Consider the following 26,821-nt stretch of genomic DNA (forward strand, 5'->3'; position numbering starts at 1 on the left):
TAGGTCTCTATCCAGCGGGGCCCTCGTATTCACCCGTCCGGGCAGGCGCTCGGAGTGACTGGAGGGAGCGTAAGGGGGCGCTTTCGCCCCCCGTGCCCCTCCCCGCCGGGGCGCCGCCTTCCCGAGATGACGGAGACGGACCCCACCCAGATGCCGATGCTGGGCCCCGGGCACGGGCATGGCAGTCTTAGTCCAGCAATCGGCAACCAGTACAAGGGCCTACACGGTTCGGGCGAGGAGCGGTCACAGTGCAGCGCTGGCGTGGCTTGGAGGACATCCCCCAGGACTGGGGACGCAGCGTCGTCACCATCGGCTCGTACGACGGTGTGCACCGGGGCCATCAGCTGATCATCGGGCAGGCCGTGGCCAAGGCCCGCGCGCTCGGCGTCCCGTCCGTCGTCGTCACCTTCAGCCCGCACCCGAGCGAGGTCGTGCGCCCCGGCAGCCACCCGCCGATCCTGGCCCCGTACGACCGCCGTGCCGAGCTGATGGCCGGCCTGGGTGTGGACGCGCTGCTGATCCTGCCGTTCACGGCGGAGTTCTCCCAGCTCTCCCCGGCCGACTTCATCGTGAAGGTGCTCGTCGACAAGCTGCAGGCGCGCGCCGTCATCGAGGGTCCGAACTTCCGCTTCGGCCACCGGGCCGCCGGGAACGTCGACTTCCTCCGCGAGCTGGGCGCCACGTACGACTACGAGGTCGAGGTCGTGGACCTGGTCGAGCGCGGCGAGGCGGGCGGCGGGGTGCCCTTCTCCTCCACCCTGGCGCGCAGGCTGGTCGCCGAGGGCGACATGGAGGGCGCGGCCGAGATCCTGGGCCGGCCGCACCGGGTCGAGGGCGTCGTCGTACGAGGTGCCCAGCGCGGGCGCGAGCTCGGCTACCCGACCGCCAACGTCGAGACGCCCCCGCACACCGCGATCCCGGCGGACGGCGTGTACGCGGGCTGGCTCACCGCCAACGGCGAGCGGATGCCGGCCGCGATCTCGGTCGGCACGAATCTGCAGTTCGACGCCACCGAGCGGACGGTGGAGGCGTACGCGATCGACCGGGTCGGCCTGGACCTGTACGGCATGCACGTCACCGTGGACTTCCTCGCGTACGTGCGCGGCATGGCGAAGTTCGAATCGCTGGACGGCCTCCTCGAAGCGATCGCGGACGACGTGAAGCGGGCGCGGACGCTGACGGACGCGTACGACGCGGAGAGCTGAGCCGGGTCGCAGGCGGGCTGGCTGCGCCCGCCGCCCCGCCCCGCCCCGCCCCGAACACGCAAGGGCCCGTACCTCCCCCGGGGGAGGTACGGGCCCTTCTCGTTCCCTGCCGCCGTCGTCAGCCGAGGCGCGGGTCGCGCGGGGGCTGCTGCGGGTGCTGGGGCGGCTGCTGCTGGGGCTGCCAGGGCTGGCCGGGCTGCGGATAGGGCTGGCCGTACGGCTGCGGGGGCTGCTGGTACGGGGACGGGCCCTGGGGCTGGCCGTACGACTGGCCCTGCGGCTGCTGCTGCGGAGCCTGCTGGTGTGGCTGGGGGTGCTGGGGCTGCGGCTGCTGGGGCGCTCCCCAGTGGCCCTGGGGGGCCTGCTGGGCCGCGCGGAGGAAGTCCTCGGCGACGAGCGCGGAGAGGTTGAAGTACGCCTCCCGGGTCTTCGGCCGCAGCATGTCGAGGTCGACCTCGGCGCCGGCCGCGAGGTGCTCGTCGAACGGCACCACGACGACGCCCCGGCAGCGGGTCTCGAAGTGCTGCACGATGTCCTCGACCTTGATCATCTTGGCGGTCTCGCGGACCCCCGAGATGACGGTGATCGAGCGGGAGACGAGATCGGCGTACCCGTGCGCGGAGAGCCAGTCGAGCGTGGTGCTCGCGCTGCTGGCGCCGTCCACCGACGGGGTCGAGATGATGATCAGCTGATCGGCCAGGTCCAGGACGCCGCGCATGGCGGAGTAGAGGAGCCCGGTGCCCGAGTCGGTGAGGATGATCGGGTACTGGCGGCCGAGCGTGTCGATGACGCGGCGGTAGTCCTCGTCGTTGAACGTCGTGGAGACGGCCGGGTCGACGTCGTTGGCGATGATCTCCAGGCCGGAGGGGGCCTGCGAGGTGAACCGCCTGATGTCCATGTACGAGTTCAGGTACGGGATCGCCTGGACCAGGTCCCGGATCGTGGCCCCGGTCTCGCGGCGGACCCGGCGGCCGAGGGTGCCGGCGTCGGGGTTCGCGTCGATGGCCAGGATCTTGTCCTGGCGCTCGGTGGCGAGGGTGGCGCCGAGGGCGGTCGTGGTCGTGGTCTTGCCGACGCCGCCCTTGAGGCTGATGACGGCGATGCGATAGCAGGACATGACCGGGGTGCGGATCAGCTCCAGCTTGCGCAGGCGCTCGGCCTCGGCGGCCTTGCCGCCGAACCGGAACCCGGAGCGCTGGGGCCGGGGCTTCTGCTTTCCGCGCAGCAGGCGGTCCGAGGACAGCTCGACGGCGGCGGTGTAGCCGAGGGGCGCGCCGCCGCCGGTGCCCGGGCCGGGCTGGTAGCGCGGGTCGTGCGGCTGCGGGCCGGGCTGGGGCCCGGCGGGCCACTGGGCGCTGGTCCGGGGGTCGTACTGCGGCTGAGGCTGCTGGTGTGGCTGGGGCTGCTGGTGCTGCGGCGGTACGGGCGCGGTCTGCGCGGGCGGGAACGCGTAGTCGCTCGCCTCGACGGGCGGCTGGGGCTGCGGCATCGGCTGCGCCGGTGCGGGAGCCGGGGGGAACCCGTACCCGTCCTGCGGTGCGGGCATGGGTGCGGAGGGACCGGGGTTCGGAGGGAACCCGTATCCGTCCTGGGGTGCGGTCGCGGCCGGGCCGGCGTTCGGAGGGAACCCGTAGCCGTCCTGCGGTGCGGGTACGGGTGCGGAGGGGCCGGGGTTCGGGGGGAATCCGTACCCGTCCTGGGGTGCGGTCGCGGCCGGGCCGGGGGCGGGCGGGAAGCCGTACCCGTCCTGCGGTGCCGGGGTGGCGGGGAACGCGGGCGGCGGCGCCGGGAGTTCGCCCCCGGGTCCCCCGAAGGGGGCTCCCACGGGCGGGTGAACCGTGTCCGCGGGGCTGACGGGCTCTGGGGCTTCCGGCGTCGGGACGGCGTCCCGGGGCTCGTCCTGCGGAGCGGCGGGCTCGGTGCCCACGAACGGGACGGGCGTCCCGTCGGGCGGGGTGTCCTGCCGCTGGACGGGGACGGGCGCCTCGAAGGAGGCCTTCACGAGCGGTCCGGGCGTGTCCGAGGGCTCGGCGGCGAACGGCGCCGGGACCTGGACCGGAGCCGGCAGCGCGGGCGCGTCGATCGGCGCCGGGAGCGCCGGGGGAGCGAAGGGGGCCGGGGCCGGCGGAACGGGTGCCTCGGCCGCGGCAGCGCCGGCGCCGTCGGCCGGTGCCAGCGGGGCCGGGAACACCGGGGGCGCGTCGGCAGGGGCCGGGGCCGGGGCCGGGAACGGCGCGGGCGCGTCGGCCGGGGCGGCGTTGTCGGCGGGCTGCGGTGCCGGGGCCGGGAAGGGGGACGGTACGCCCGCGCCGTCCGACGGCGTGCGCGGGACCGGCGGGGCGATCCGCATCGTCGGGGGAGAGGCCACGTCCGACGGGCGGTGGGGCTCGAATCCGCTGCCCTCGGGCAGGCCCGGTACGGGGGTGGCCGGAGCCGCGCCCTGCGTGTACCAGGCCGGCGGGGTGTAGTCGATGGTGAACTCGCCCGTCACCTCGGGCTCCGCGTCGGACTGATCGTCCGTCGGGACGTCCCAAGTCCCGCCGCGCCTCTCGTTCCGATCGCCGCTCACTGGTCCTCCTGGTCTGTCGAACACTGGTCCGGCGCCCACCTCGACGCCGCGCCCACGCTCAGCCTAATCGTGCGCGCCGACACCGGTGTCCGCCCCCGTCGGACGGGCCGCGGGGCCGGGCCCTGCGGGCCGCCCCGGTGGCGTCGTCCTTCCCGTCCTGCCTACAGGGTGCGCCGCCTCCTGAGCAACCGTCACCGGGTCCGGGGCGGCTCGTGCAGGCGGGGCCGACGGGCCGGACGGGGCTCAGTCGATGCGGCGGGACGGGCCCAGGAGGCCGGTTTCGGCCTCCGTGCCCTGGGTCATCACGAACTGGCGGTCCCGCGGAGTGCACCACAGGGTGACCCCGTCGCCCAGCGTCGGCAGCGAATCCACGGCCGCCCGCGGCAGGTTCATCAGGCGGCCGAGCTGCTCCGCCTCGTCCGGGGACACCCGCTGGACGCCCACCAGCGAGGAGTTCTGCAGCAGCCGCGGCGCCGTCGGGCTCAGGTACGGCAGCAGGGTCAGCACCGACTGCCAGGGCCCCGCCACCACGCGCCCGCGCGGCGGCCGCATCCCGCAGTCCCGGACCACCAGCACCGGGCTGCCCGCCGACGCGCCCTGCGGCGGCACCCGGCCGACCTCGTGCAGCGTCACGCACTGCTGCCCGCCGCCCGCCGCCTGGGCCAGCCCGGACCACACCTGCCCGCGCCCGGTCTCCACCGCCACCCGCGCCCCCGTGGCCGCCGCCCGCAGCGCGAGCACCTGAGCCGTCCACAGGCCGCCGATCAGCGTCATCTCGTACGGCGTCGGCCGGTTGATGCCGAGCACCGCCGGACGCCCCTCGGCGTCCACGCCGATGACGACCCCGTCGTCCCCGACGGGCAGGGCCAACGCGTCCAGGTCCACCGCCGGGACCACGTGCCGTTCCCGGCGCGGGCCGATCAGCCCGAAGCCGCCCCTCATCGTGCCCCTCCCAGCGGCAGCGAAGCCAGCAGCCCCGGTACCTGTTCACGGTCGAGCCGGACCAGCCCGGTGCGCACACCGCGGGCCGTCCGTTCCAGTTCGCGGCGGGCCGCCACGAGTTCCTCGTCACTGCGCCCCGTGACCCGTACGTGGCCGGTCAGCGTCACGCCCTGGCGCTCCGCCGGAGCCATCGTCAGGCTGAAGTTGGTCGCCAGCGCCGGGAGCGAGGTCAGCAGCGCCACGAACTGCGGCAGGGACGCCGCCCCGCCGCCGCCGAGCTGCGGCCAGCGGGCTATCCAGTACGTGGTGTGCCGCCGGTCGTCGCAGCGCCAGATCCGCGCAGTCTCCTCCGTCCGCCGGCCGGTGCTCGCCGAGCGCCCCGCCTGCGTGATCGCCATCGGGTTCGCGCACGAGGACGTGGCCAGGGCGCCCGTCAGCTCCTGTTCGGTGAGCACGGTGGCCCGGAACCCGGCCCCGGTCATCCGGCTCGCCAGCTGGTCGGCCGCCCGCACCACACACCGCTGCGCGCCCGCGAGCCCGCCGCCGCGCGCGGTGACCGCCTCGGGGCACAGCTCCGGGTCGAGCTTGAGCGCGATCCAGGTCAGCCGTACCGCCGGGGTGCCCGTGGCGGCCTGCAGCGGCGCGTAGTTACGGGTGGCCATCGACTGGGCCGGCAGGTGCGGGGCCGGCGCGGGCTGCGTGTGCTGCACCAGCTGGGCCGACTCCAGCCGGATGCCGTCGACTTCGAGGATGTCCCGTACGAGCCCCAGCGGAAGCGGCCGCGCACCGCGGTCGGGCCGCAGCGCGGTGGCGTCCATGTCCACCTGGACGACGGCGGTCAGGAACGTCCCGTCACCGACCATCCCGACGGGCCGCCGGTCGCGGTCGCTGAACGTGAGGGTCCGCAGCGCCGGATCGGCCTCGACGAGCGGGGCCAGCCCCGGCTCGGTGCCCGCGGGCACCGCGAACGACGCGGCCCGGCGGCGGCGCGAGCGCAGTTCGAGGGCGCTGCCGAGCCACTCGGGCAGGGAGCGCTGGTGGCGGCGTACGACGGCGAGCACCACCAGGGCGAGCGCCAGGACAGCGGCGGGCACCAGCAGCATCGGCTCCACGACCCAGGCCACCAGCAGGGCGGCCACGGCGATCTGGAGCAGCACGAGTTGTTGCAGTCGGAACGGGCCGAAACGGCCCGGGCTCGACTTCGGATTAGGCGTCACCCCGCCGCGCGCGGGTGCGGGCGCACCCGTCTGCGGCTGCGTCGCGGTGGCCATCACGCGCCCACCTCCCCTTTCTGCCCCGGATACCGCTGGGAGGTGCCCCCAGGGCCGTATCCCCGTGCTGATTCGTGCGGTCCGGAAGGCAGTGAGCGGCGGCCTCACCCTACCCGGCCCGTACCCACCCTCCGTCAAGAGGCATAGTAGGTGCCCGGTCCGACAACCGAGGCCCGGGGACCGTACTCACCGACCGGGCCGATGCGGGGAGAAGCAGGCGGTCATGGCATCACGACGTGATGAACTCAACGCGTACACCTTTGCGAAGCGGCGCACGGTGGCCGCGTTCCTCCAGCCTTCCGCCACCGGCTCCGAGGAAGGCGCACCGCGCCCGCTGCGCGCGGTGCTGCCCGGGCTGGTCGCGGGGGCGCTCGTACTCGCCGCTTTCGGTGCGTGGGGGATGTTCAAGCCGCAGGCCCCCAAGGGCTGGGACGAGGCCGGTACGAAGGTCATCGTCGGCAAGCAGTCGACGACCCGGTACGTGGTGCTGACGACGAAGGTGAACGGCAAGGACCAGACCCGGCTGCACCCGGTGCTCAACCTCGCCTCCGCCCGACTCCTGCTGGATCCACAGAAGTTCAAGGTGATCCAGATCGACGACAAGGTCCTGGACGCGGGCAAGCCGCCGCGCGGGCCCATCATCGGCATCCCGTACGCGCCCGACCGGCTGCCCGCCCCGCAGGACGCGGGCAAGGCCAAGCGGTGGGCCGTCTGCCAGGCGCCGGGCGGCAACGGCAAGACCGTGCAGACCGCGACGTTCGTCCTCGCCGACCGCGAGGCGGGGCTGATGGACGACGCCCGCAAGCTCTCCGACACGCAGATGCTGTACGTGCAGAGCACGGGCGGGGCCAAGGAGCGCTACCTGGTCGACGCCTCGGGGACGAAGTACAAGTTCCCCGAAGGCGGCGCGGACGCGGGGAAGATGACCAACGCGCTGGTCGGCAGTACCGGCGCCACCCCGCAGCAGGTCACCGAGTCGTGGCTGGCCACCCTCAACTCCGGGGACGACCTGGCCTTCCCGCAGTTGCCGGTCCCGGCCGGCACGAAGGCGGACGTCCAGGGCCTGACCACCGCCGACAACAAGGTCGGCATGGTGCTGATGGCGCAGACCGGCTCCGGCGCGCAGCACTACGTCGTCCTGCCCGGAAAGGTCGCCCCGGTCTCCGACTTCATGGCGTGGCTGCTGATTTCGGCGCCCGCGACCGACGGCCTCAACATGCACGGCAAGCCCCACGAGGTCGACCTCCAGTCCCTCAACCCGGACACCACGCCCTTCAAGGGCGAGGCCAAGTGGCCGCAGAAGAAATCCGACCGCATCAACATGACGGCCGCCGCCGACGCCGCACCTGCCCAGGGCGCGCCCGCCCAGGGCGCCGGCGCCCGCGACACCGTCTGCAACGTGCTGCGCTCGGTCGACGGCCAGGGCAACCAGACGCTGAGCACCTGGGCCGGCACCGGATTCCCCATCGACATCACCGCCAGCGGCACCAGCGCGTACGTCACCCCGGGCTCGGGACTGCTCTTCACGCAGGTCCAGGGGCGGCAGACCACGGCGGGCGGCGCCCTCTTCCTGGTCACCGACACCGGCCTGCGGTACGCGGTGCAGGCCAACGGGGACAGCGACGCCGAGAAGTCGAAGATCGGCGCCCCCGACCAGCAGAACGGCCAGGCCACCGCCGACGGCCGGCCCGAGGCCAGCCAGGCGCAGATCCGGCTCGGCTACGGGACCGTCACACCGGCCCTGGTGCCCATCGCGTGGTCGGAGTTCCTCTCGAAGGGGCCACGCCTGGACACCAACTCCGCCCGCCAGCCCCAGGGTTCGTGAGGACGCCGCCGATGCCGATGCCGATGTCCCCGTACGCACGCGGTGCGCTCGTCTGCGCCGCGCTCGCCGCCGCTGCTCTGTCCGGTACGACCGCCACGGCCGCCACCGCCGCGGCAGCGGCTCCGTACCCGCAGCCCGTCAGCGTCCCGGCCGCCGCGTCCCTGGCGCTCGCGGGCGCGGGCGAGTGCACCTTCCCCATGAAGAAGCAGATCGCCGACCGCCCCTGGGCCCTGCAGCGGCTGCTGCTCGACGCCCTCTGGGCGCAGACCAAGGGCAAGGACAAGAACGGCAAGCCCGTCCGCGTCGCGGTCATCGACACCGGTGTGGACCGGGCGAACCCGCAGCTCAGCGGGGCCATAGACGTGGGCGCGGGCAAGGACCTCGTCGATCCCAAAGGCGGCGACGGCACCACCGACACGGTCGGCCACGGCACCAAGGTCGCCGGGCTGATCGCGGCCCGCCCGCAGGAGGGCACCGGCTTCGTCGGCCTGGCCCCCGACGCCACGATCATCCCGATCCGGCAGAACGACGGGCAGGGCAAGGGCAACGCCCTCTCGCTCGGCCAGGCGATCGACCACGCGGTGTCCAAGGGCGCCCAGGTCATCAACATCTCCCAGGACACCGACGTCCCGCTGAGCGCCGACTCCGAGCTCGGCAAGGCCGTCCAGCGGGCCGTCGACGCCAAGGTCGTGGTCGTGGCCTCGGCGGGCAACGACGGCATGACCGGGGAGAAGCGCAAGACCTACCCGGCGGCCTTCCCCGGTGTCCTCGCCGTGGCCGCCTCGGACCGCAACAACGAGCGGGCGGCGTTCTCCCAGCCCGGTGACTTCATCGGGGTCGCCGCGCCCGGCGTGGACATGGTCTCCACCGTCCCCGGCTTCGGGCAGTGCATCGACAACGGCACCAGCTTCTCGGCGCCGTACGTGGCCGGGCTCGCCGCCCTGCTGCGCGCCAAGCACGAGGACTGGACCCCGCAGCAGATCATCTGGCAGATCCAGGGGACCGCCGAGCGATCGGTCAACGGCCGTGACGACTACGTCGGATGGGGAGTCGTCGACCCGGTGCGCGCGGTCACGCAGGACCACGAGGCGCCCAAGGCCCCGGTCCCGGACCCGGGCCCGCCCCCGGCGGCCGCGCCCGAGGCGGCAGCCCTGCGGATGACCGAGACGGCGCAGGAGCGCGAGGAGCGGTTCGGTACGTACGCTCTCGGCGTCGCGGGCGTGCTGATCGCGGTCATCGCGGGCACGGCGACGGTGGTGCGCGACGCCCGCAGGCGCCGGGGCCGTTTGCAGTGAACCGTCACAGTTCATCAACGGTAGCGGCCCACCGGTGTTGGGCCTGTCAGATGAACTGGCTAGAGTGACACCAGGCTTCACGACTGTGATCGGGGGATCGCGTGAGGCGGAGGGGATTTCCGGTGGCGCGTGGCTCAGATCCGCGCCCGGGACCTCCCTTCCGCTGCGCAATCCGCCGGTTCTGCCGGCGAATTGAGAAGTGAGGAGCTTCGGATGAGCAATTTCGGACTCGCAGACGATCCGATCGTCCAGGCGAAGAACAAGATCGAGACGACGGCCCGTGCCGTCACCACCCAGTCCCGCGAGCTGGCCGACATCCTGGCCACCGTGAGCGCCGGCTGGACCGGTGTGGGTGCCTCGGGCTTCGTTTCCGCCCAGACGGTCGTCAACGAGGACCACGACGAGATCCGTCGTCTGCTCGGGGTGCTGCACAACGCGGTCGCGCAGACCAAGAACCTCAGCAACGCGCAGGACGACGACGTGCGCGCGGCGTTCAAGACGGTGCAGGCCGGCGCCGGCCAGGGCGGCTCGGGCCTCAACGGCATCTGACCTGCCGCGCAGGTCTTACGACGTCACGTCGTTCCCACTCAACTCAGCGTGAAGGAGTACAACATGTCCGGTCCCGACGGCGGGCACACCAAGGTCCGGTATGAGAGCGTCCAGGAGATGGCGAACCGCATCCGCGTCGTCTCGAAGAAGATCATGACGGACCTGGAGGAGATGGACCAGGCCCTGAAGGTCGTCACGGACACCTGGGACGGTGAGGCGCACCAGGCGTACGTCACCCTCCAGGGGAAGTACAAGGGCAAGGCCGACCACATGCACAAGCAGCTGGAGCAGGTCGCCACGCTGATCGAGCGCGGCAAGGGCGACTACCGCGCCACCGACGTGAAGGCCTCGCGCCTGTTCACCGAGGCCTACTGAGCCCGGCCGGCCACAGCCGCATGACGAAGGGGCGCGCCCGACCGGGCGCGCCCCTTCGTGCCGTTGCGCCGTACGGAGCTCAGCGCGGGCCGCGGTCGAGGTCGAACTCCCCGTCCCTGGCCCCGAGTACGAAGGCCTCCCACTCGGCCGCCGTGTAGCGCAGGACGGTGTCCCGGTCGAGCGAGGACCGCATGGCCACCGCGCCCTCGGGCAGCCGCGCGATCTCGACCCGCTCCTCGTCGGGGCTGGACCCCGGAGGCCCCTCCCACTCCACGCCGCTGATGTCGAGCGCGTACAGCTCGTCCTTCTCCTGCTGAGTGCCCATGTGCGGCCTTTCCCTCGGCGGTGCGGTGCTCCCGCGGTCTTCCCTCCCGATTATCGGTGCTGCGCGCGGGGGCGGGGGAGCGTTTCCCCGACTCACCCGGTGACCTGGTACCGGAAGGCGTCCAGCGGCATGACCTTCTGCGGGACCGGCAGGGTGATCGTGACGCTCTGGCCGAAGGAGTCGTACGCGGTGGTGCTGACCTTGCCGCCGTCGCGCCGTGACTCCAGCTTCAGCAGGCGCTTCGTCGCGTCCTCGATGAAATAGACGTCCTTGGAGCCTCCCTCGGCGACCTCGACCGCCGAGACGTGCTTGCCGTCGACCGACCCGTCCCGGCCCGGTGCCCGGTGGGCCGTCTCCGCGATCCGGTAGTACATGGCGCAGCCGCCGTCGGCCTTCGTCGTCACGTACATCCCCTGGAGGCGGGGCGGGACGGTGATCTCCTTGCCGTGCCGGCGCAGCGCCTCGGCGAAGAGGCCGGCGCTCGTGTAGCTGGTCCCGTCCTTGCAGTAGACCGTACCCAGCGCACCGCCCGTGACTTCCATCTGAAGACCCTGCGCCGGATCGGACCACGTCTCCTGTTTCGCGCCGGCGAAAGCGGTGGTGGATCCGGTCGAGCGGAACGCTCCCGCTCCATTTGCGCGTTCGCGGCCTTGACGAGCGCCACCGCCTCGGCATCGGGCTTCTGCCCGGCATCGCTCCCGCACCCGGCCGCCCCGATGACGAGCACCCCCGCCAGGACGATGGCCCGGGCCACGGGATCCCATTCCCTCGGCATGATCCGCCTCCCCCGTTCGGTGGAACTTGATCGTAAGCAGGCTGTTTGCGCACGATCCAGAAAGCAGGCGGAAAGAAGCCGTCAAGATCCTCGGGGCCCGGGCGACGGGTCGCCCGGGCCCCGAGACCTCACATCTCCGGCAGGCGGCCCAGCTGGACCAGCGACGTGCCCCGCTTGCGGGAGGAGAAGTACGCGCGGCCCGGGGGCATCGGGCGGGGGCGGACGTTGCCGATCAGGTCGCCCTCGGACGGGTCGCCCGACAGGACCACGCCCTGCGCGCCGAGCTCCTTGAAGCGCTGCATGAACGGCTCGTACAGCGAACGCGACGCGCCCGCCGAGTTGCGCGCGATGATGAAGCGGACACCCGTGTCACGGGCGAACGGCAGGTACTCCACCAGCGGGGCCAGCGGATTGCCCTGGCTCGTGGCCACCAGGTCGTAGTCGTCGATGACGATGAACACGTCCGGGCCCGTCCACCAGCTGCGGTCGCGCAGCTGCTGCGGAGTGACGTCGGTCGGCGGCTGGCGCCGGGAGAACACCCCGCCCAGCGCCTCCATGTGCGTCTGCAGCGAGCTCGCCATCGGCGCGTACTCCAGCAGGTGCTCCTCCGGCAGCGCCCCGAGCAGGCTGCGCCGGTAGTCGCCGACGACGAGGCGGGCCTGATCCGGGGTGTACCGCTCCGCGATCTGCTGGCAGATCAGCCGCAGCAGGTTCGTCTTGCCGGACTCGCTCTCGCCGAACACCAGGAAGAACGGGTCGCTCTCGAAGTCGACGAACACCGGCTCCAGGTCCGTCTCGTCGATGCCGATGGCCAGCCCGCGGCCCGGCTGGTCCCCGCCCCGGGGCAGCTGGTCGGCGTGGAGCAGCCGCGGCAGCAGCCGTACGCCGGGAGCCGCGGCCCCCGCCCAGTTCTGCTTCACCGCCGACACGAAGGCGCCCGTCGCCTCCGACAGCTCCTCCGGGTCGTGCGCGCCGTCGATCCGCGGCAGCGCGCCCAGGAAGTGCAGCTTCTCCGCGACCTGGCCGCGACCCGGCATCCCGGTCGGTACGTTCGCCGCGACCTTGCGGTCGAACTCGGAGTCCATGACGTCGCCGAGCCGCAGCTCCAGCCGGTTCAGCATCTGGTCCTTGAGCGCGGCCCGCACCTCCATGTACCGCGCCGCCGTGATCACCACGTGGATGCCGTAGCCCAGACCGCGCGAGGCGATGTCCGTGACCACCGACTCCAGGCCCTCGTACTCGGTCCGGAAGCCGCCCCAGCCGTCGATGACGAGGAACACGTCGCCCCAGGGCTCGCCGGGCAGCTCGCCCGCCGCCCGCCGGCGCCGGTACGTGCCGATCGAGTCGACGTTGTTCGCGCGGAAGAACTCCTCGCGGCGGTTGAGGATGCCCCCCACCTCCGCGACCGTGCGCCGCACCCGCTCCGGGTCCAGGCGCGAGGCGATCCCGCCCACGTGCGGCAGCTCGGAGATCGACGACATGCTGCCGCCACCGAAGTCCAGCCCGTAGAACTGCACCTCGCGCGGCGTGTGCGTCAGCGCGAACGAGGAGATCAGCGTCCGCATCAGCGTCGACTTGCCCGACTGCGGGCCGCCGACCACCATCATGTGGCCCGCCGCACCCGAGAAGTCCCGGTACAGCACCTCGCGGCGCTGCTCGAACGGCTTGTCGATGAGGCCGAGCGGTACGACGAGCCCGCCGGGCCGCGTGTACCCGTCCGCGTGCAGCCCCCGCTCCGCCGAAGGCGCCAGCGCCGGCAGCAGCTGGTCCAGCGACGGGGCCTGGTCGAGCGGCGGCAGCCACACCTGGTGCGCCGGCACCCCCTGCCCCTCCAGCCGGCCCACGATCACGTCCAGCACCGTGTCCGCGAGCGCGTCGTCCTCACGCTGCGACTGCGCCGCCAGGTACGCCGGGTCCGGCGCCGCGTACACCACCGGCACCGGGGTCGCCGTGAACAGCGCGGGCCGCCGCTCCACCGGGAACAGCCCGACCGACAGGTCCGGGCCGCCCGAGCGGTAGGTGCCCGAGACGTACGCCGCCTTGAAGCGCGTCATCTCGTCCGTACCGAACTTCAGGTAGCCCGAACCCGGCACCGAGGGCAGGTGGTACGCGTCCGGCACGCCGATCGCGGTCCGCGACTCCGCCGCCGAGAAGGTCCGCAGACCGATCCGGTACGACAGGTACGTGTCCAGCCCGCGCAGCTTGCCCTCCTCCAGGCGCTGCGAGGCCAGCAGCAGGTGCACGCCCAGCGAACGGCCGATGCGGCCGATCTGGATGAACATGTCGATGAAGTCGGGCTTCGCGGTCAGCAGCTCGCTGAACTCGTCGATGACCAGCACCAGCGAGGCCAGCGGCTCCAGCGGGGCACCCGCCGCGCGCGCCTTCTCGTAGTCGTGGATGTTCGCGTAGTTGCCCGCCGAGCGCAGCAGCTCCTGCCGGCGCTGCAGCTCGCCGCGGATCGAGTCGCCCATGCGGTCCACGAGCGTGAGGTCGTCCGCCAGGTTGGTGATGACCGCGGCCACGTGCGGCATCTGCCCCATGCCCGTGAAGGTCGCACCGCCCTTGAAGTCGGCGAGTACGAAGTTCAGCGTCTCCGAGGTGTGCGTGACCGCCAGGCCCAGCACCAGCGTGCGCAGCAGCTCCGACTTGCCGGAACCGGTCGCGCCCACGCACAGGCCGTGCGGGCCCATGCCCTCCTGCGCCGCCTCCTTCAGGTCCAGCATGACCGGCGCGCCGTCCTCGCCGACACCGATCGGCACGCGCAGCCGCTCACCGGCCGAGCGCGGCCGCCAGGTCCGGGCCACGTCGATCGAGGCGGCGTCGCCCAGGTTCAGCAGGTCCGTGAAGTCCAGGTTGGCCAGCAGGGGTTCGTCGTCGTCCCCGCCTCCCGTGCGCAGCGGCGCCAGCTGCCGCGCGAGCGCCTCCGCCGCGGGCAGCGACAGCGTGTCCGGTACGCCCTCGTACGCGATCCCCGCGCCCGACTCCAGCCGCAGCCGGCCCGGCCGCACCACGACCGACAGCCCGCCGCGCGGCTCGTCCAGCTCGCCCGCGACCACCTCGACGATGGTCACGCCCTGCAGCCCCTCGGCCGCCGCGAACGCCGAGTCCGGCGGCACCAGGCCGCCGCGGGAGTTGGCGTCCAGTACGACGACCAGGTGCGGCTGGTCCAGCACCGGGGACACGTCCCGGCTGAACCGCGGCCGCCCTTCCAACCGGGGAGCCAGCAGCCCCTCCAGCTCGGTCAGGTCATCGCTGAACAGCCGCTTCGTACCGGCCCCGTCGACCTGCCCCGGCACCTGCGTGTGCGGCAGCCACTTCGTCCAGTCCCAGGACGGCACCGCCCCGGGCGCCGCCACCACGGCCACCACCAGGTCCTCGGGGGAGTGCAGCGTCGCCAGCTGCGCCACCAGCGCCCGCGCCGCCCCGCGCGCCGACTCCGGCTCCCCGGACACCGTCACGTGGTAGAACGCCCGCAGCGACACCGCCACCGGCAGCCCGTCCAGCGAGGAGTGCACCTTCAGGAAGCGCTGCATCGCGCCCGCCGTCAGCGGCTCCAGCTCGTCCACCGGCGCCGTGTCCGGCGCCACCAGCGGAGTCGCGAGACGCTGCGCGCCCAGCCCGAGCCGGGCCTGCCCGAAGTCCTCGTCGCCGACGCGCCGCTCCCACAGCCGCGAACCCTCGGCCACCACCGACCACAACTGCTCGGGCGCCGGGTGCAGATACAGCTGGGCGTCGCGCTGCGCCCGCGCGGTCCTGCGGACCTGACGGCGGGTCTGCGCGAGGTATTTGAGGTAGTCCCGGCGCACATCGGCCATTTGCCCCTGCGTACCGCGCCGGTGGCGCACCAGCTGGGCCAGAACCATGCCCACCGTGGACACCAGCATCAGCACACCCATGATGCGCATGAAGGGCGCCGCACCCGGCATGAAGAAGAAGACGACCGACGAGCCCATGCCGAGCATCGGCAGGAGCTGCATCAGCATGCCCTCCTGCTGCCCGCGGGGAAGCTCCGGCGGAGCCTCCAGCCGCAGCTCGTCCGAAGGAACTTCGGGCGGCAAGGACCGCGGCGGGCGTTTGACGACGATCTGACTCACCGGAGCATCAATCCCTCGAAAACGGACGGGACGTCGCAACCGGCGCCCCCAAGTCCCGGGCGCGAAGGGGGTCTCCCCTGCGCGACGGTGATCCTACTTGCCGACAGTCACTCATACGCCCGGTAGGGTGGCCCGCGCAGTATGCGCATCCGCGAATCCACGGCGAATCCAAGGCAGCGGTGCTTGCACCCGCTTCGCCAACCAGGGGGGTCACACAGGTGAGTACGGCCGCAACGACGGGCTTCTGCAGGGTCACCGTCGTGGCTCCCGACAGCCGCATCGACGTCGCCCTCCCCGAGGACATCGCCGTCGCCGACGTCTACCCCGAACTGCTGCGCCTCACCGGCCAGACCCAGCCCGTCGGCGCCCCCACCGGCTTCCACCTGGTGCGCCGCGACGGCACCGTCCTCGACGGCGCCCGCACGCTCGCAGCCCAGCAGGTACTCGACGGCGAGGTGCTGAGCCTGCGCCCGTTCGCCGACTCGCTGCCGCCCGCCGTCTTCGACGACGTCTCCGACGCCGTCGCCTCCGCCGTCGTCCGCGACCGGCACCGCTGGAGCGACGACATGCTGCGCGGCGCGGGCCTGATCGGCGCCGCCCTGCTGCTCGTCCTGCTCGGCTTCGTCCTCTGGTACGCCGACCCGGTCCGCCACGACATGCACGGCCTGCCCGGCATCATCGCCGGCGCCGCGGGCGTGCTCCTGACCGCCGCCGCCGGGGTGCGCGCCCGGGTCTACCGCGACCGCGGCTCCGCCGTCGCCCTCGGCCTCGGCGCCCTCCCGCTCCTGCTGATCGCCGGATCCGGGATCATCGCCGCCGGCGAGGGACCCGGCCGGCTCCAGTTCCTGCTCGGCTGCGTCTGCGTCCTGGTCGCCTCCGTCGCCCTGGTCGCCCTCACCCCGAACGGGGACGCCCCCTTCGTCGCGGCCACCTTCCTCGCCGCCACCGGCACCCTGGCCACCTTCGTCGGCATCGTCACCGAGGCCTCCGCCACCGCGGCCGCCGCCGTCTGCGCCCCCGTGGCCATCGGCCTCGTCGCCTTCCTGCCCGGTCTCTCCGCCCGCTTCGCCCGGCTGCCCATCGGCTACGCCGCCCCGCAGAGCGCCGCCGAGGATTACGAGACCCCGGACCGCTACGAGACCGAGCCGTACGGAGACCCCTCCGGCCCCGAGCAGCACGAGCCGGGCACCCCGCTCGACGCCGAGGCCATCGCCGCCCAGGCGCGCCGCGGCCACGAGATGCTGCTCGGACTGGTCGGCGGCTGCGCCGCGGTCGCCGTCGGCTCCGCCGCCGTCCTCGGCTTCTCCGACAACACCTGGGGCCGCCTCCTGGCCCTGACCACCGGGCTGGCCATGCTGCTGCGCGCCCGGCTCTTCCGCTACACCTCCCAGGTCGTGTGCACCCTGGTCGCCGGTCTGGCCGCCATCGCCCTGCTGATCCTGGGCCTGGCCCTGCACCCGCCGGCCGACCTGGTCCGCGAGCTCGTCCAGTACCACGACCGAGGCGGCCTGGACCTCCGTACGATCTGGCTCTCCGCCGCCGTCGCCGCCGGTGCGGCCCTCCTCGCGGGAATTGCGCTTGTCATCCCGCGCAAGGGCCTGTCACCCTTCTGGGGACGGCTGCTCGACCTCGCCGAGGCGGCAGTACTGCTCAGTCTTGTCCCGCTGGCCCTCGCCGTGCTGGACGTGTACGCCCGGGCCCGCGCTCTCACCAGCTGAGACAGGGGCCGCGCGGCAGCCTGGTACGCTGTGTGACGGCCGTTTGTGTACGCGCCCCCGGAAATCCTTCTGGAGGCTGCGCTCAGCGGACCCCGCCTCCCGAGTTACGGAAGATCCCCAGAGAATTCGACCTGGGGCACTCGGTGGCCACGAAGACCTATACGAGGAGTACGCGTGTCGCTCGACGCCGCTACGAAGAAGCAGATCATCGCCGAGTTTGGTGCCAAGGAGGGCGACACCGGCTCCCCCGAGGTCCAGGTCGCCATGCTCTCCAAGCGCATCACGGACCTGACCGAGCACCTCAAGACCCACAAGCACGACCACCACTCCCGTCGTGGTCTGCTGATCCTGGTCGGCCAGCGTCGCCGCCTGCTGCAGTACCTGGCCAAGAAGGACATCCAGCGCTTCCGCGCGCTGGTCGAGCGCCTCGGCATCCGCCGCGGTGCGGCCGGCGTCAAGTAAAGACGCTGTGAAGGGAGCGGTTCCCACGCTGAGGGGGCCGCTCCCTTTGCTGTACGTGCTGACGCTCTACGTGCGGGACGTACCGGACGCTTTGTAGTCTGGACGCAACGTGCACGGCGAACCACGTGCACAACTGAAGAGGAGGAGCGCCCTCCCAGGCCGCCGGTCCTCGGTAGTGGTACCCGGAAAGCCCCACGGGCACCGAACCGGGTACTTCGATCGAAGACCGGCCCGCACGCAAGGAGCGCTTCTCCGCCACCGTCCGCAGCCACACGGGCAGCGGACGGAGACGACGAAAATGGAGAAAACGCTAGTGGAGAACGAGACCCACTACGCCGAGGCCGTTATTGACAACGGTTCCTTCGGCACCCGCACCATCCGCTTCGAGACGGGCCGTCTGGCCCGCCAGGCCGCCGGCTCCGCCGTTGCCTACCTGGACGACGACACGATGGTGCTTTCCGCCACCACCGCGTCGAAGAAGCCCAAGGACCAGCTCGACTTCTTCCCCCTGACGGTGGACGTCGAGGAGCGGCAGTACGCGGCCGGCAAGATCCCCGGCTCCTTCTTCCGCCGTGAGGGCCGCCCCTCCGAGGACGCGATCCTCACCTGCCGCCTGATCGACCGCCCGCTGCGCCCGTCCTTCAAGAAGGGCCTGCGCAACGAGATCCAGGTCGTCGCCACCATCATGGCGCTCAACCCGGACCACCTGTACGACGTCATCGCGATCAACGCCGCGTCCGCGTCCACGCAGCTGGCCGGCCTGCCCTTCTCCGGCCCGATCGGCGGCGTCCGCGTCGCGCTGATCCGCGGCCAGTGGGTGGCCTTCCCGACGCACACCGAGCTCGAGGACGCCGTCTTCGACATGGTTGTCGCGGGCCGCGTCCTGGAGGACGGCGACGTCGCGATCATGATGGTCGAGGCCGAGGCCACCGAGAAGACCATCGCCCTGGTCAAGGGCGGCGCCGAGGCGCCGACCGAGGAGATCGTGGCCGCCGGCCTCGACGCCTCGAAGCCCTTCATCAAGGCCCTCTGCAAGGCCCAGGCGGACCTGGCGGCCAAGGCCGCCAAGCCCGAGGGCGAGTTCCCGGTCTTCCTGGACTACCAGGACGACGTGTACGAGGCCCTCGCGGCCGCCGTCAAGGGCGACCTCGCCCAGGCGCTGACCATCGCGGGCAAGCAGGACCGCGAGGCCGAGCTCGACCGCGTCAAGGACATCGCCGCCGAGAAGCTCCTCCCGGCCTTCGAGGGCCGCGAGAAGGAGATCTCCGCCGCCTACCGCAGCCTGACCAAGGCCCTGGTGCGCGAGCGCGTCATCAAGGACAAGGTCCGCATCGACGGCCGCGGGATCACGGACATCCGTACCCTCGCCGCCGAGGTCGAGGCCATCCCGCGCGTGCACGGCTCGGCGCTGTTCGAGCGTGGCGAGACCCAGATCCTGGGCGTCACCACCCTCAACATGCTCCGCATGGAGCAGCAGCTGGACACCCTCTCCCCGGTGACCCGCAAGCGCTACATGCACAACTACAACTTCCCGCCGTACTCCGTCGGTGAGACCGGCCGCGTGGGCTCGCCCAAGCGCCGCGAGATCGGCCACGGCGCGCTCGCCGAGCGCGCGATCGTGCCGGTCCTGCCGACCCGCGAGGAGTTCCCCTACGCGATCCGCCAGGTGTCCGAGGCCCTCGGCTCCAACGGTTCGACGTCCATGGGCTCGGTCTGCGCCTCCACCATGTCGCTGCTGAACGCCGGTGTGCCCCTCAAGGCCCCCGTCGCCGGTATCGCCATGGGCCTGATCTCCCAGGAGATCGACGGCAAGACCCACTACGTCGCCCTCACCGACATCCTCGGTGCGGAGGACGCCTTCGGCGACATGGACTTCAAGGTCGCCGGCACCAAGGAGTTCGTCACCGCGCTCCAGCTGGACACCAAGCTGGACGGCATCCCGGCCTCCGTCCTGGCCGCGGCCCTCAAGCAGGCCCGCGACGCCCGCCTCCACATCCTCGACGTGATGATGGAAGCGATCGACACGCCGGACGCGATGTCCCCGTTCGCCCCGCGGATCATCACCGTCAAGATCCCGGTGGACAAGATCGGTGAGGTCATCGGCCCCAAGGGCAAGATGATCAACCAGATCCAGGAGGACACCGGCGCCGAGATCACGATCGAGGACGACGGCACCATCTACATCGGTGCCTCCGACGGCCCGGCCGCCGAGGCCGCCCGCGCCACGATCAACGCGATCGCCAACCCGACCATGCCGGAGGTCGGCGAGCGCTACCTGGGTACGGTCGTCAAGACCACCACCTTCGGTGCCTTCGTCTCCCTCATGCCGGGCAAGGACGGCCTGCTGCACATCTCGCAGATCCGCAAGCTCGCCGGTGGCAAGCGCGTGGAGAACGTCGAGGACGTGCTCGCGGTCGGCACCAAGGTCCAGGTCGAGATCGCCGAGATCGACCAGCGCGGCAAGCTCTCGCTGGTCCCCGTGATCGACGGCGAGACCGCCGGCGACGACGCTGACAAGGACGACTCCGACAAGTGACGTCGCGTAGTTCCCGTGTGACGGCCCGCCCCTCTTCGGAGGGGCGGGCCGTCGCCCGTACCCAAACACTGCTCAAGGGCGCGAACGGCATCGGCACCGTCCGGCGCACGGTCCTCCCCGGCGGACTGCGCATCGTCACCGAGACGCTGCCCTCGGTCCGCTCCGCCACCTTCGGCATCTGGGCGCACGTGGGCTCCCGTGACGAGACGCCCACGCTCAACGGTGCCACGCACTACCTGGAGCACCTCCTCTTCAAGGGCACCGGCAAGCGCAGCGCCCTCGACATCTCCTCCGCGATCGACGCGGTCGGCGGCGAGATGAACGCCTTCACGGCGAAGGAGTACACCTGCTACTACGCGCGGGTGCTCGACACCGACCTGCCGCTGGCGATCGACGTCGTCTGCGACATGCTCACCGGCTCGCTGATCCGCGAGGAGGACGTCGACGCCGAGCGCGGCGTCATCCTCGAAGAGATCGCGATGACCGAGGACGACCCGGGCGACATGGTCCACGACCTGTTCGCGCACACCATGTACGGGGACACCCCGCTGGGCCGTCCCGTCCTCGGCACCGTCGACACGATCAACGCGCTCGGCGCCGACCGGATCCGCCGCTTCTACAAGAAGCACTACGACCCCCGCCACCTGGTGGTGGCCGCGGCCGGCAACGTCGACCACAACAAGGTCGTACGTCAGGTCCGCGCGGCCTTCGAGAAGGCCGGCGCCCTCGGGCACACCGACGCCGAGCCGATCGGACCGCGTACCGGGGCCAAACGCATCCGGACCTCCGGCCGCGTCGACCTGGTCAACCGCAAGACCGAGCAGGCCCACGTGGTCCTCGGCATGCCCGGCCTCGCCCGTACCGACGAGCGCCGCTGGGCGCTCGGCGTGCTGAACACCGCCCTCGGCGGAGGCATGTCCTCCCGCCTCTTCCAGGAGGTCCGGGAGAAGCGCGGCCTTGCCTACAGCGTGTACTCGTACACCTCGGGCTTCGCCGACACCGGCCTCTTCGGCGTGTACGCGGGCTGCCGCCCGAACCAGGTCCACGACGTGCTGCGGATCTGCCGCGGCGAGCTCGACAAGGTCGTCTCCGAGGGGCTCACCGACGAGGAGATCAAGCGGGCCATCGGCCAGCTGTCCGGCTCCACCGTCCTCGGCCTGGAGGACACCGGCGCGATCATGAACCGGATCGGCAAGAGCGAGCTCTGCTGGGGCGACCAGATGTCCGTCGACGACATGCTGGCCCGCATCGCGTCCGTCACCCCGGACGACGTCCGCTCGGTCGCCGCCGACGTACTGGCCCAGCGGCCGTCGCTCGCGGTGGTCGGCCCGCTGAAGGAGAAGCAGGCCGCCCGCCTCGACGAAGCGGTGGCCTGAGACCCTGACACCCCGAGGCCGGGCACCGGCCACCGCCGGCCGGTGCCCGGCCCGTACGACAGGAAGCGAAGAAGCATGAGCAGCAAGCTGCGGGTAGCGGTTCTCGGTGCCCAGGGCCGCATCGGCTCCGAAGCGGTCAAGGCCGTCGAGGCCGCCGAAGACATGGAGCTGGTGGCCGCGCTCGGCCGCGGCGACAAACTGGAGACGGTGGTCGAGGCCGGCGCACAGGTCGCGGTCGAGCTGACCACCCCCGCGTCGGTCATGGGGAACCTCGACTTCCTCATCGGCCACGGCATCCACGCGGTGGTCGGCACCACCGGCTGGAACGAGGAGCGCCTCACCCAGCTGGACACCTGGCTGGCCGGCTCCCCGCAGACCGGTGTGCTCATCGCCCCGAACTTCTCCATCGGCGCCGTCCTCACCATGAAGTTCGCCGCCCAGGCCGCCCGCTACTTCGAGTCCGTCGAGGTCGTCGAGCTCCACCACCCGAACAAGGTCGACGCCCCCTCCGGCACCGCCACCCGTACGGCGCAGCTCATCGCGGCCGCCCGCGCCGAGGCCGGCTGTGCCCCGCAGCCCGACGCCACCGCCACCGCCCTCGACGGCGCGCGCGGTGCGAACGTCGACGGCGTCCCGGTGCACGCGATCCGCCTGCGCGGCCTGCTGGCCCACCAGGAGGTGCTCCTCGGCGGTGAGGGCGAGACCCTGACCATCCGTCACGACTCCCTGCACCACAGCAGCTTCATGCCGGGCATCCTGCTCGGCGCGCGCCGCGTGGTGCAGCACCCGGGCCTCACGTTCGGCCTGGAAAACTTCCTCGACCTCGGCTGATGAGCAGGCAGTAGTCCCCATGCGCGCGAAGATCACTTACTTCCTCACGGCCGCCGTCCTGGTCGTCTACTTCGTCCTGGTCGGCAGCCGGGGGGTGATGCTGATCCAGCAGGGCACCGCGCTGACCGTCACCTTCGGTGCCGCGGTGCTGATCCTGCCGGTCATCGGCGTCTGGTTCCTCTGGAAGAACACGCAGTTCGTGACCAGGGCGAACCAGCTCGCGACCGAGCTGGAGGCCGAGGGCGGACTGCCCGTCGACGAGCTGGAGCGGGACCAGTACGGCCGGATCCTGCGCGACTCCGCCGACGAGGTCTTCGCGCGCCGCAAGGCCGAGACGCAGGACGCGCCGGGGGACTGGCGCAGCTGGTTCCGCCTCGCCGTCGCCTACCACGACGCCCGCGACACCCCGCGGGCCCGCAAGGCCATGCAGCGGGCCATCGCCCTGCACGGCGGACCGCGCCGCCAGGGCGTGTCCGGGCCGCCTGGTAGCCCGACAGCCCCGAAGGCCCCGTAAACCCCGGAAGCCCGTACAGGCCGCCTGAGCGGATCCCGTACGGGCTTCCAGGGCATTGGACGCCGGTGTCAGGCGGGCACGGCCCGGTACTCGTCGGCCCAGGCCTCGACCGTGTCGGCGGCCCGGTCGAACGCCTCGGTCCGCGACAGGAAATCGGCATTGTGGTCGGTCAGCAGCACCGGCAGCTCCGCGCCGCCGCGCCCGGCCGCCGTCAGGGCCTGGCCCTGGACGGTCCGCGGCAGCCCCAGCCACCGCACCGGCTGCTGGACCGTACGGAGCTCGGTGATCTCGTCCCAGGCGATCGAGCGGGTCCGGAAGAAGGACACACGGCGCAGCCCCGCGGGGCTCACCCAGACGCCCGTCACGAGAATCCGCAGCGCGGACCCGATCACGCAGAGCGCGGCGCCCAGGCAGACGAGGGCGCCGGCCCAGGTGCCCGCGAACGCGATGATCATCGTGGAGAGCAGCATGAAAGCAGCCAGCAGGAGCAGCAGTGCGGCGCCCGCCACGCGCCAGGGCCCGGGCCGGTACGGCCGGCGCCAGCGGTCGGGGTCCTCGTGGGCCGGTACGTCCTCGCCGGCACTGTCTTCGTGCGCGTCGAACGCGCGGTCGGCCGTCAAGAAGGGCAGGGGCACGGCTGTACCTCACTCACATGCACGTTCGGTTGGGCTTGACCGTGAGGCTACCGCCCCTCGGAGGCCTCCGACTGCTGCGACTTGGCGGGCGCCTGGTGGGGCTGCAGTGCCGGCATGCCGAAGAGCAGGGAGCCGACGAGCCCGGCCACCACGGTCAGCCCGACCAGACTACGGGCGGCTATCTGGGCCGTGCCCAGACGCTCGCGCGGCGGCGGAGTGACATTGCTGCGGAAGCGGTCGGCCTCGGCGACGAAGGCGAACGGGACGGGCTCGCTCCGGCGAAACATAGAGCGACTCTCCTCACGGTCAGGGCCCGGGGGCGGGGGTGGCGGGTTCGTACGGCGTCTACTGGAGAAGACGTACGAACCGCCCAATAGGTGCCGGAATTCGGGACATTAACCAAATTTTATGGCTGGGCGTCAGCTGAAAGAGTGACCGGACCGCCTCCCGGGCGGGCGGCAGAGCTGCGCGTCGAGCCGTGAGCCGCGCCGTAGAGTGGGCGCGCCCCAAGAGAGTCGTTCGGAAGGACCCCCGGTGAGCGAGACCGCCGCTTCAGACCTGAAACCCAGCTTCCGCAGTGATGTGACGGTGGAGCTGGTGAAGCACTCCGCCGCCGACTCCGACGTGCTGTGGGCCGCCCGTGTCTCCACGGCCGGCGAGCAGTCCCTCGAAGAGCTCCAGAAGGACCCGGAGCGCTCCAAGGGCCTCATCAACTACCTGATGCGCGACCGGCACGGCAGCCCGTTCGAGCACAACTCGATGACCTTCTTCATCAGCGCCCCGATCTTCGTGTTCCGCGAGTTCATGCGGCACCGCGTCGGCTGGTCGTACAACGAGGAATCGGGCCGCTACAGGGAGCTGGAGCCGGTCTTCTACGTCCCGGACGCCGAGCGCAAGCTCGTCCAGGAGGGCCGCCCGGGCAAGTACGTCTTCGTCGAGGGCACCGCCGCCCAGCAGGAACTGACGGGCCGGGTCATGGAGGACTCCTACCGTCAGGCCTACGAGGCCTACCAGGAGATGCTGGCGGCGGGCGTGGCCCGGGAGGTTGCCCGTTCGGTCCTGCCGGTCGGACTTTTCTCCTCGATGTACGCCACCTGCAACGCGCGCTCCCTCATGCACTTCCTCGGCCTGCGCACGCAGCACGAGCTGGCGACCACCCCGTCCTTCCCGCAGCGGGAGATCGAGATGGTCGGCGAGAAGATGGAGCGGCACTGGGCCTCGCTCATGCCGCTCACGCACGCCGCCTACAACGCCAATGGCCGCGTCGCCCCGTAAGGACCGGTACGGCCTGATGAGGACGGATGAGCCCATGGCGTACAGATGTGCGGAGTCAAGTCCGAAGTGTCCGTATTGCCACGTTTCGTAAAGTTCATCTAGGCTGATCAAACGGACCCGGCACTGCTTGAACCCCCGAGCAGGCAGTGCCGGGATCCAACACCCCTCCCGGCCCGTGCCGGGAGCCACACCCTCTTGACGTCCCCCGAGGGGACAACGTGAGCATGGCAGCGAGTAGCGTGTTACCCATGGCTCCGATCTCGACTCCGCAGACCCCCTTCGGGCGGGTCCTCACCGCCATGATCACGCCGTTCACGGCGGATGGCGCACTCGACCTCGACGGCGCGCAGCGGCTCGCCGTCCACCTGGTGGACGCAGGCAACGACGGCCTGATCATCAACGGGACCACCGGCGAGTCCCCGACCACCACCGACGCGGAGAAAAACGACCTCGTACGAGCCGTCCTCGAAGCGGTCGGCGACCGGGCCCACGTCGTCGCCGGCATCGGCACCAATGACACCCGCCACACCCTGGAGCTCGCCCGCCAGGCCGAGCGCACCGGCGCCCACGGCCTGCTCGCGGTGACCCCGTACTACAGCAAGCCGCCACAGGAGGGCCTCTTCCGGCACTTCACGGCGATCGCCGACGCCACCGAGCTCCCGGTGATGCTCTACGACATCCCCGGCCGCAGCGGTGTCCCGATCAACACCGAAACCCTGGTGAGGCTCGCCGAGCACCCCCGGATCGTGGCCAACAAGGACGCCAAGGGCGACCTCGGCCGCGCCAGCTGGGCCATCGCCCAGAGCGGACTCGCCTGGTACTCCGGCGACGACATGCTGAACCTGCCGCTGCTGTCCGTCGGCGCGGTCGGCTTCGTCTCCGTCGTCGGCCACGTGGTCACCCCCGAGCTCCGCGCGATGCTCGAAGCCCACCTGGGCGGCGACGTCCAGAAGGCCACCGAGATCCACCAGAAGCTGCTGCCCGTCTTCACCGGCATGTTCCGCACGCAGGGTGTGATCACCACCAAGGGCGCACTGAACCTGCAGGGCCTGCCCGCGGGTCCGCTCCGCCTCCCGCTCGTCGACCTGACGGCCGAAGAGACGGCCCAGCTCAAGATCGATCTTGCCGCCGGCGGGGTACAGCTCTGACATCAGACTTCACAACTGAATAAGCAAGACGAACAAACCAGACGAATGCAAGTGCACGAATGACATGCGCGCCACGTGCCTTACGACGAGGTACGTGGCGTGTGTGGTGAGGAGATACTTTTGAGCCATCCGCACCCTGAACTCGGCGCGCCGCCGAAGCTCCCCAAGGGCGGCCTCCGGGTCACCCCTCTGGGCGGTCTCGGCGAGATCGGCCGCAACATGACCGTCTTCGAGTTCGACGGCCGCCTGCTGATCGTCGACTGCGGCGTTCTCTTCCCCGAAGAGGAGCAGCCGGGCATCGACCTGATCCTGCCGGACTTCTCGTCCATCCGGGACCGGCTCGACGACGTCGAGGGCATCGTCCTCACGCACGGCCACGAGGACCACATCGGCGCCGTCCCGTACCTCCTGCGGGAGAAGCCGGACATCCCGCTGATCGGCTCGAAGCTGACGCTGGCCCTCATCGAGGCCAAGCTCCAGGAGCACCGCATCCGCCCCTACACCCTTGAGGTGAAGGAAGGCGAGCGCGAGAACCTGGGCCCGTTCGACTGCGAGTTCATCGCGGTCAACCACTCCATCCCGGACGCCCTCGCGGTCGCGATCCGCACGGGCGCGGGCATGGTCGTGTGCACCGGCGACTTCAAGATGGACCAGCTCCCGCTGGACAACCGTCTGACCGACCTCCACGCCTTCGCGCGTCTGAGCGAGGAGGGCATCGACCTCCTCCTCTCCGACTCGACGAACGCCGAGGTCCCGGGCTTCGTCCCGCCGGAGCGCGACATCTCGAACGCCATCCGCGGCGTCTTCGCGAGCGCGCAGAAGCGGATCATCGTGGCCTCGTTCGCGAGCCACGTCCACCGCATCCAGCAGATCCTGGACGCCGCCCACGAGTACGGCCGCCGGGTCGCCTTCGTCGGCCGCTCCATGGTCCGCAACATGGGCATCGCCCGTGACCTGGGCTACCTGCGCGTCCCGGCCGGCCTCGTCGTCGACGTCAAGACCCTCGACGACCTGCCGGACGACGAGGTCGTGCTGGTCTGCACGGGCTCCCAGGGCGAGCCGATGGCGGCCCTGTCCCGCATGGCCAACCGCGACCACCAG

General features: G+C 71.7%; 22 protein-coding genes (1 of these 22 cut by a window edge). 14 read left to right on the top strand and 8 right to left on the bottom strand.

Translation table 11 applies throughout. The annotated features are described in order from the left end of the window. The first annotated feature begins 248 nt into the window (after positions 1–248). Complete coding sequence (locus OG509_RS27370) at positions 249–1,205, top strand: bifunctional riboflavin kinase/FAD synthetase (protein ID WP_406185168.1); 957 nt, start codon at positions 249–251, stop codon at positions 1,203–1,205. Between the two features lie 118 nt (positions 1,206–1,323). Here the strand turns inward: OG509_RS27370 and OG509_RS27375 are convergent, their stop codons facing one another. From OG509_RS27375 to eccE, 3 genes are all read right to left on the bottom strand, one after another. Continuing rightward, positions 1,324–3,774 carry an SCO5717 family growth-regulating ATPase gene (locus OG509_RS27375; RefSeq protein ID WP_406185170.1) on the bottom strand — a complete coding sequence of 817 codons (2,451 nt, stop codon included), beginning with the start codon at positions 3,772–3,774 and terminating at the stop codon, positions 1,324–1,326. 243 nt (positions 3,775–4,017) lie between these two features. After that, a complete protein-coding gene (locus OG509_RS27380; RefSeq protein WP_406185171.1) occupies positions 4,018–4,716 on the bottom strand; it encodes a hypothetical protein in 699 nt (232 codons plus the stop codon). Next, positions 4,713–5,987, bottom strand: coding sequence for a type VII secretion protein EccE (eccE, locus tag OG509_RS27385; RefSeq protein ID WP_406185172.1), 1,275 nt, complete (start codon positions 5,985–5,987; stop codon positions 4,713–4,715). Before eccE ends, OG509_RS27380 begins: the two co-directional genes overlap by 4 nt. A 223-nt stretch (positions 5,988–6,210) precedes the next feature. Here eccE and eccB point away from each other — a divergent pair, with 223 nt between their 5' ends. The 4 genes from eccB to OG509_RS27405 all read left to right on the top strand — a co-directional run bounded on the left by eccB (position 6,211) and on the right by OG509_RS27405 (position 10,031). Beyond that, positions 6,211–7,812, top strand: coding sequence for a type VII secretion protein EccB (gene eccB / locus OG509_RS27390; RefSeq protein ID WP_406185173.1), 1,602 nt, complete (start codon positions 6,211–6,213; stop codon positions 7,810–7,812). 23 nt (positions 7,813–7,835) lie between these two features. Beyond that, on the top strand, positions 7,836–9,107 hold the full coding sequence (gene mycP / locus OG509_RS27395; protein WP_406187699.1) for a type VII secretion-associated serine protease mycosin: 1,272 nt from the start codon (positions 7,836–7,838) through the stop codon (positions 9,105–9,107). A gap of 213 nt (positions 9,108–9,320) precedes the next feature. Then, entirely contained in the window at positions 9,321–9,656 is a 336-nt protein-coding gene (locus OG509_RS27400; RefSeq protein WP_030859748.1) for a WXG100 family type VII secretion target, read from the top strand. 63 nt (positions 9,657–9,719) lie between these two features. Next, on the top strand, positions 9,720–10,031 hold the full coding sequence (locus OG509_RS27405) for a WXG100 family type VII secretion target (RefSeq protein ID WP_053693195.1): 312 nt from the start codon (positions 9,720–9,722) through the stop codon (positions 10,029–10,031). Positions 10,032–10,110: 79 nt separating this feature from the next. Here OG509_RS27405 and OG509_RS27410 read toward each other — a convergent pair whose 3' ends face one another. The 3 genes from OG509_RS27410 to eccCa all read right to left on the bottom strand — a co-directional run bounded on the left by OG509_RS27410 (position 10,111) and on the right by eccCa (position 15,225). Further along, on the bottom strand, positions 10,111–10,356 hold the full coding sequence (locus tag OG509_RS27410; RefSeq protein ID WP_030161442.1) for a DUF397 domain-containing protein: 246 nt from the start codon (positions 10,354–10,356) through the stop codon (positions 10,111–10,113). Positions 10,357–10,448: 92 nt separating this feature from the next. Continuing rightward, on the bottom strand, positions 10,449–10,898 hold the full coding sequence (locus OG509_RS27415; protein ID WP_406185175.1) for a hypothetical protein: 450 nt from the start codon (positions 10,896–10,898) through the stop codon (positions 10,449–10,451). Positions 10,899–11,259: 361 nt separating this feature from the next. After that, complete coding sequence (gene eccCa / locus OG509_RS27420) at positions 11,260–15,225, bottom strand: type VII secretion protein EccCa (RefSeq protein ID WP_406185177.1); 3,966 nt, start codon at positions 15,223–15,225, stop codon at positions 11,260–11,262. Positions 15,226–15,443: 218 nt separating this feature from the next. On the opposite strand from eccCa, the gene eccD reads away from it, so the two are divergent. From eccD to OG509_RS27450, 6 genes are all read left to right on the top strand, one after another. After that, positions 15,444–16,943 (top strand): type VII secretion integral membrane protein EccD, encoded by a 1,500-nt coding sequence (gene eccD, locus OG509_RS27425; RefSeq protein WP_406185179.1) that lies wholly within the window; start codon positions 15,444–15,446, stop codon positions 16,941–16,943. A gap of 174 nt (positions 16,944–17,117) precedes the next feature. Further along, a complete protein-coding gene (rpsO, locus tag OG509_RS27430; RefSeq protein WP_048475599.1) occupies positions 17,118–17,405 on the top strand; it encodes a 30S ribosomal protein S15 in 288 nt (95 codons plus the stop codon). A 313-nt stretch (positions 17,406–17,718) separates the two neighbouring features. Continuing rightward, positions 17,719–19,941 carry a polyribonucleotide nucleotidyltransferase gene (locus OG509_RS27435; protein WP_406187700.1) on the top strand — a complete coding sequence of 741 codons (2,223 nt, stop codon included), beginning with the start codon at positions 17,719–17,721 and terminating at the stop codon, positions 19,939–19,941. Continuing rightward, positions 19,938–21,317 (top strand): M16 family metallopeptidase, encoded by a 1,380-nt coding sequence (locus OG509_RS27440; RefSeq protein ID WP_406185181.1) that lies wholly within the window; start codon positions 19,938–19,940, stop codon positions 21,315–21,317. The genes OG509_RS27435 and OG509_RS27440 overlap by 4 nt, the downstream gene beginning before the upstream one ends. Positions 21,318–21,392: 75 nt before the next feature. Next, on the top strand, positions 21,393–22,148 hold the full coding sequence (dapB, locus tag OG509_RS27445; protein WP_406185183.1) for a 4-hydroxy-tetrahydrodipicolinate reductase: 756 nt from the start codon (positions 21,393–21,395) through the stop codon (positions 22,146–22,148). A 19-nt stretch (positions 22,149–22,167) separates the two neighbouring features. Then, positions 22,168–22,662 (top strand): hypothetical protein, encoded by a 495-nt coding sequence (locus OG509_RS27450; RefSeq protein ID WP_406185185.1) that lies wholly within the window; start codon positions 22,168–22,170, stop codon positions 22,660–22,662. A gap of 68 nt (positions 22,663–22,730) precedes the next feature. On the opposite strand, the gene OG509_RS27455 is transcribed toward OG509_RS27450, so the two are convergent. Together OG509_RS27455 and OG509_RS27460 are read right to left on the bottom strand one after the other, a co-directional pair. Further along, positions 22,731–23,297 (bottom strand): PH domain-containing protein, encoded by a 567-nt coding sequence (locus OG509_RS27455; protein ID WP_406185186.1) that lies wholly within the window; start codon positions 23,295–23,297, stop codon positions 22,731–22,733. A 47-nt stretch (positions 23,298–23,344) separates the two neighbouring features. Beyond that, positions 23,345–23,584: a hypothetical protein gene (locus OG509_RS27460; protein WP_030161422.1), complete on the bottom strand. Its 240-nt coding sequence runs from the start codon at positions 23,582–23,584 to the stop codon at positions 23,345–23,347. 247 nt (positions 23,585–23,831) lie between these two features. Between OG509_RS27460 and thyX the strand changes: the two genes are divergently transcribed. The 3 genes from thyX to OG509_RS27475 all read left to right on the top strand — a co-directional run. Then, complete coding sequence (thyX, locus tag OG509_RS27465) at positions 23,832–24,572, top strand: FAD-dependent thymidylate synthase (RefSeq protein ID WP_030161420.1); 741 nt, start codon at positions 23,832–23,834, stop codon at positions 24,570–24,572. Positions 24,573–24,820: 248 nt separating this feature from the next. Beyond that, complete coding sequence (gene dapA / locus OG509_RS27470; protein WP_385590222.1) at positions 24,821–25,720, top strand: 4-hydroxy-tetrahydrodipicolinate synthase; 900 nt, start codon at positions 24,821–24,823, stop codon at positions 25,718–25,720. Positions 25,721–25,840: 120 nt separating this feature from the next. Beyond that, positions 25,841–26,821, top strand: partial view of a ribonuclease J gene (locus tag OG509_RS27475; protein WP_385590220.1) — the 5' portion only. It continues 705 nt past the right edge of the window; 981 of the gene's 1,686 nt are visible here — the first part of the coding sequence; the start codon lies at positions 25,841–25,843; the stop codon falls past the right edge of the window.

Source organism: Streptomyces sp. NBC_01006 (genome assembly GCF_045162725.1).
Classification (GTDB): domain Bacteria; phylum Actinomycetota; class Actinomycetes; order Streptomycetales; family Streptomycetaceae; genus Streptomyces.

Excerpts from the sequence above, each read along its gene's own strand:
- OG509_RS27410 (WP_030161442.1), bottom strand. The coding sequence starts at position 10,356 with ATGGGCACTCAGCAGGAGAAGGACGAGCTGTACGCGCTCGACATCAGC.
- eccE (WP_406185172.1), bottom strand. The coding sequence starts at position 5,987 with ATGGCCACCGCGACGCAGCCGCAGACGGGTGCGCCCGCACCCGCGCGC.
- OG509_RS27405 (WP_053693195.1), top strand. The coding sequence starts at position 9,720 with ATGTCCGGTCCCGACGGCGGGCACACCAAGGTCCGGTATGAGAGCGTC.
- dapA (WP_385590222.1), top strand. The coding sequence starts at position 24,821 with ATGGCTCCGATCTCGACTCCGCAGACCCCCTTCGGGCGGGTCCTCACC.
- OG509_RS27400 (WP_030859748.1), top strand. The coding sequence starts at position 9,321 with ATGAGCAATTTCGGACTCGCAGACGATCCGATCGTCCAGGCGAAGAAC.
- eccB (WP_406185173.1), top strand. The coding sequence starts at position 6,211 with ATGGCATCACGACGTGATGAACTCAACGCGTACACCTTTGCGAAGCGG.
- OG509_RS27460 (WP_030161422.1), bottom strand. The coding sequence starts at position 23,584 with ATGTTTCGCCGGAGCGAGCCCGTCCCGTTCGCCTTCGTCGCCGAGGCC.
- OG509_RS27380 (WP_406185171.1), bottom strand. The coding sequence starts at position 4,716 with ATGAGGGGCGGCTTCGGGCTGATCGGCCCGCGCCGGGAACGGCACGTG.
- dapB (WP_406185183.1), top strand. The coding sequence starts at position 21,393 with ATGAGCAGCAAGCTGCGGGTAGCGGTTCTCGGTGCCCAGGGCCGCATC.
- OG509_RS27415 (WP_406185175.1), bottom strand. The coding sequence starts at position 10,898 with ATGGAAGTCACGGGCGGTGCGCTGGGTACGGTCTACTGCAAGGACGGG.
- OG509_RS27450 (WP_406185185.1), top strand. The coding sequence starts at position 22,168 with ATGCGCGCGAAGATCACTTACTTCCTCACGGCCGCCGTCCTGGTCGTC.
- mycP (WP_406187699.1), top strand. The coding sequence starts at position 7,836 with ATGTCCCCGTACGCACGCGGTGCGCTCGTCTGCGCCGCGCTCGCCGCC.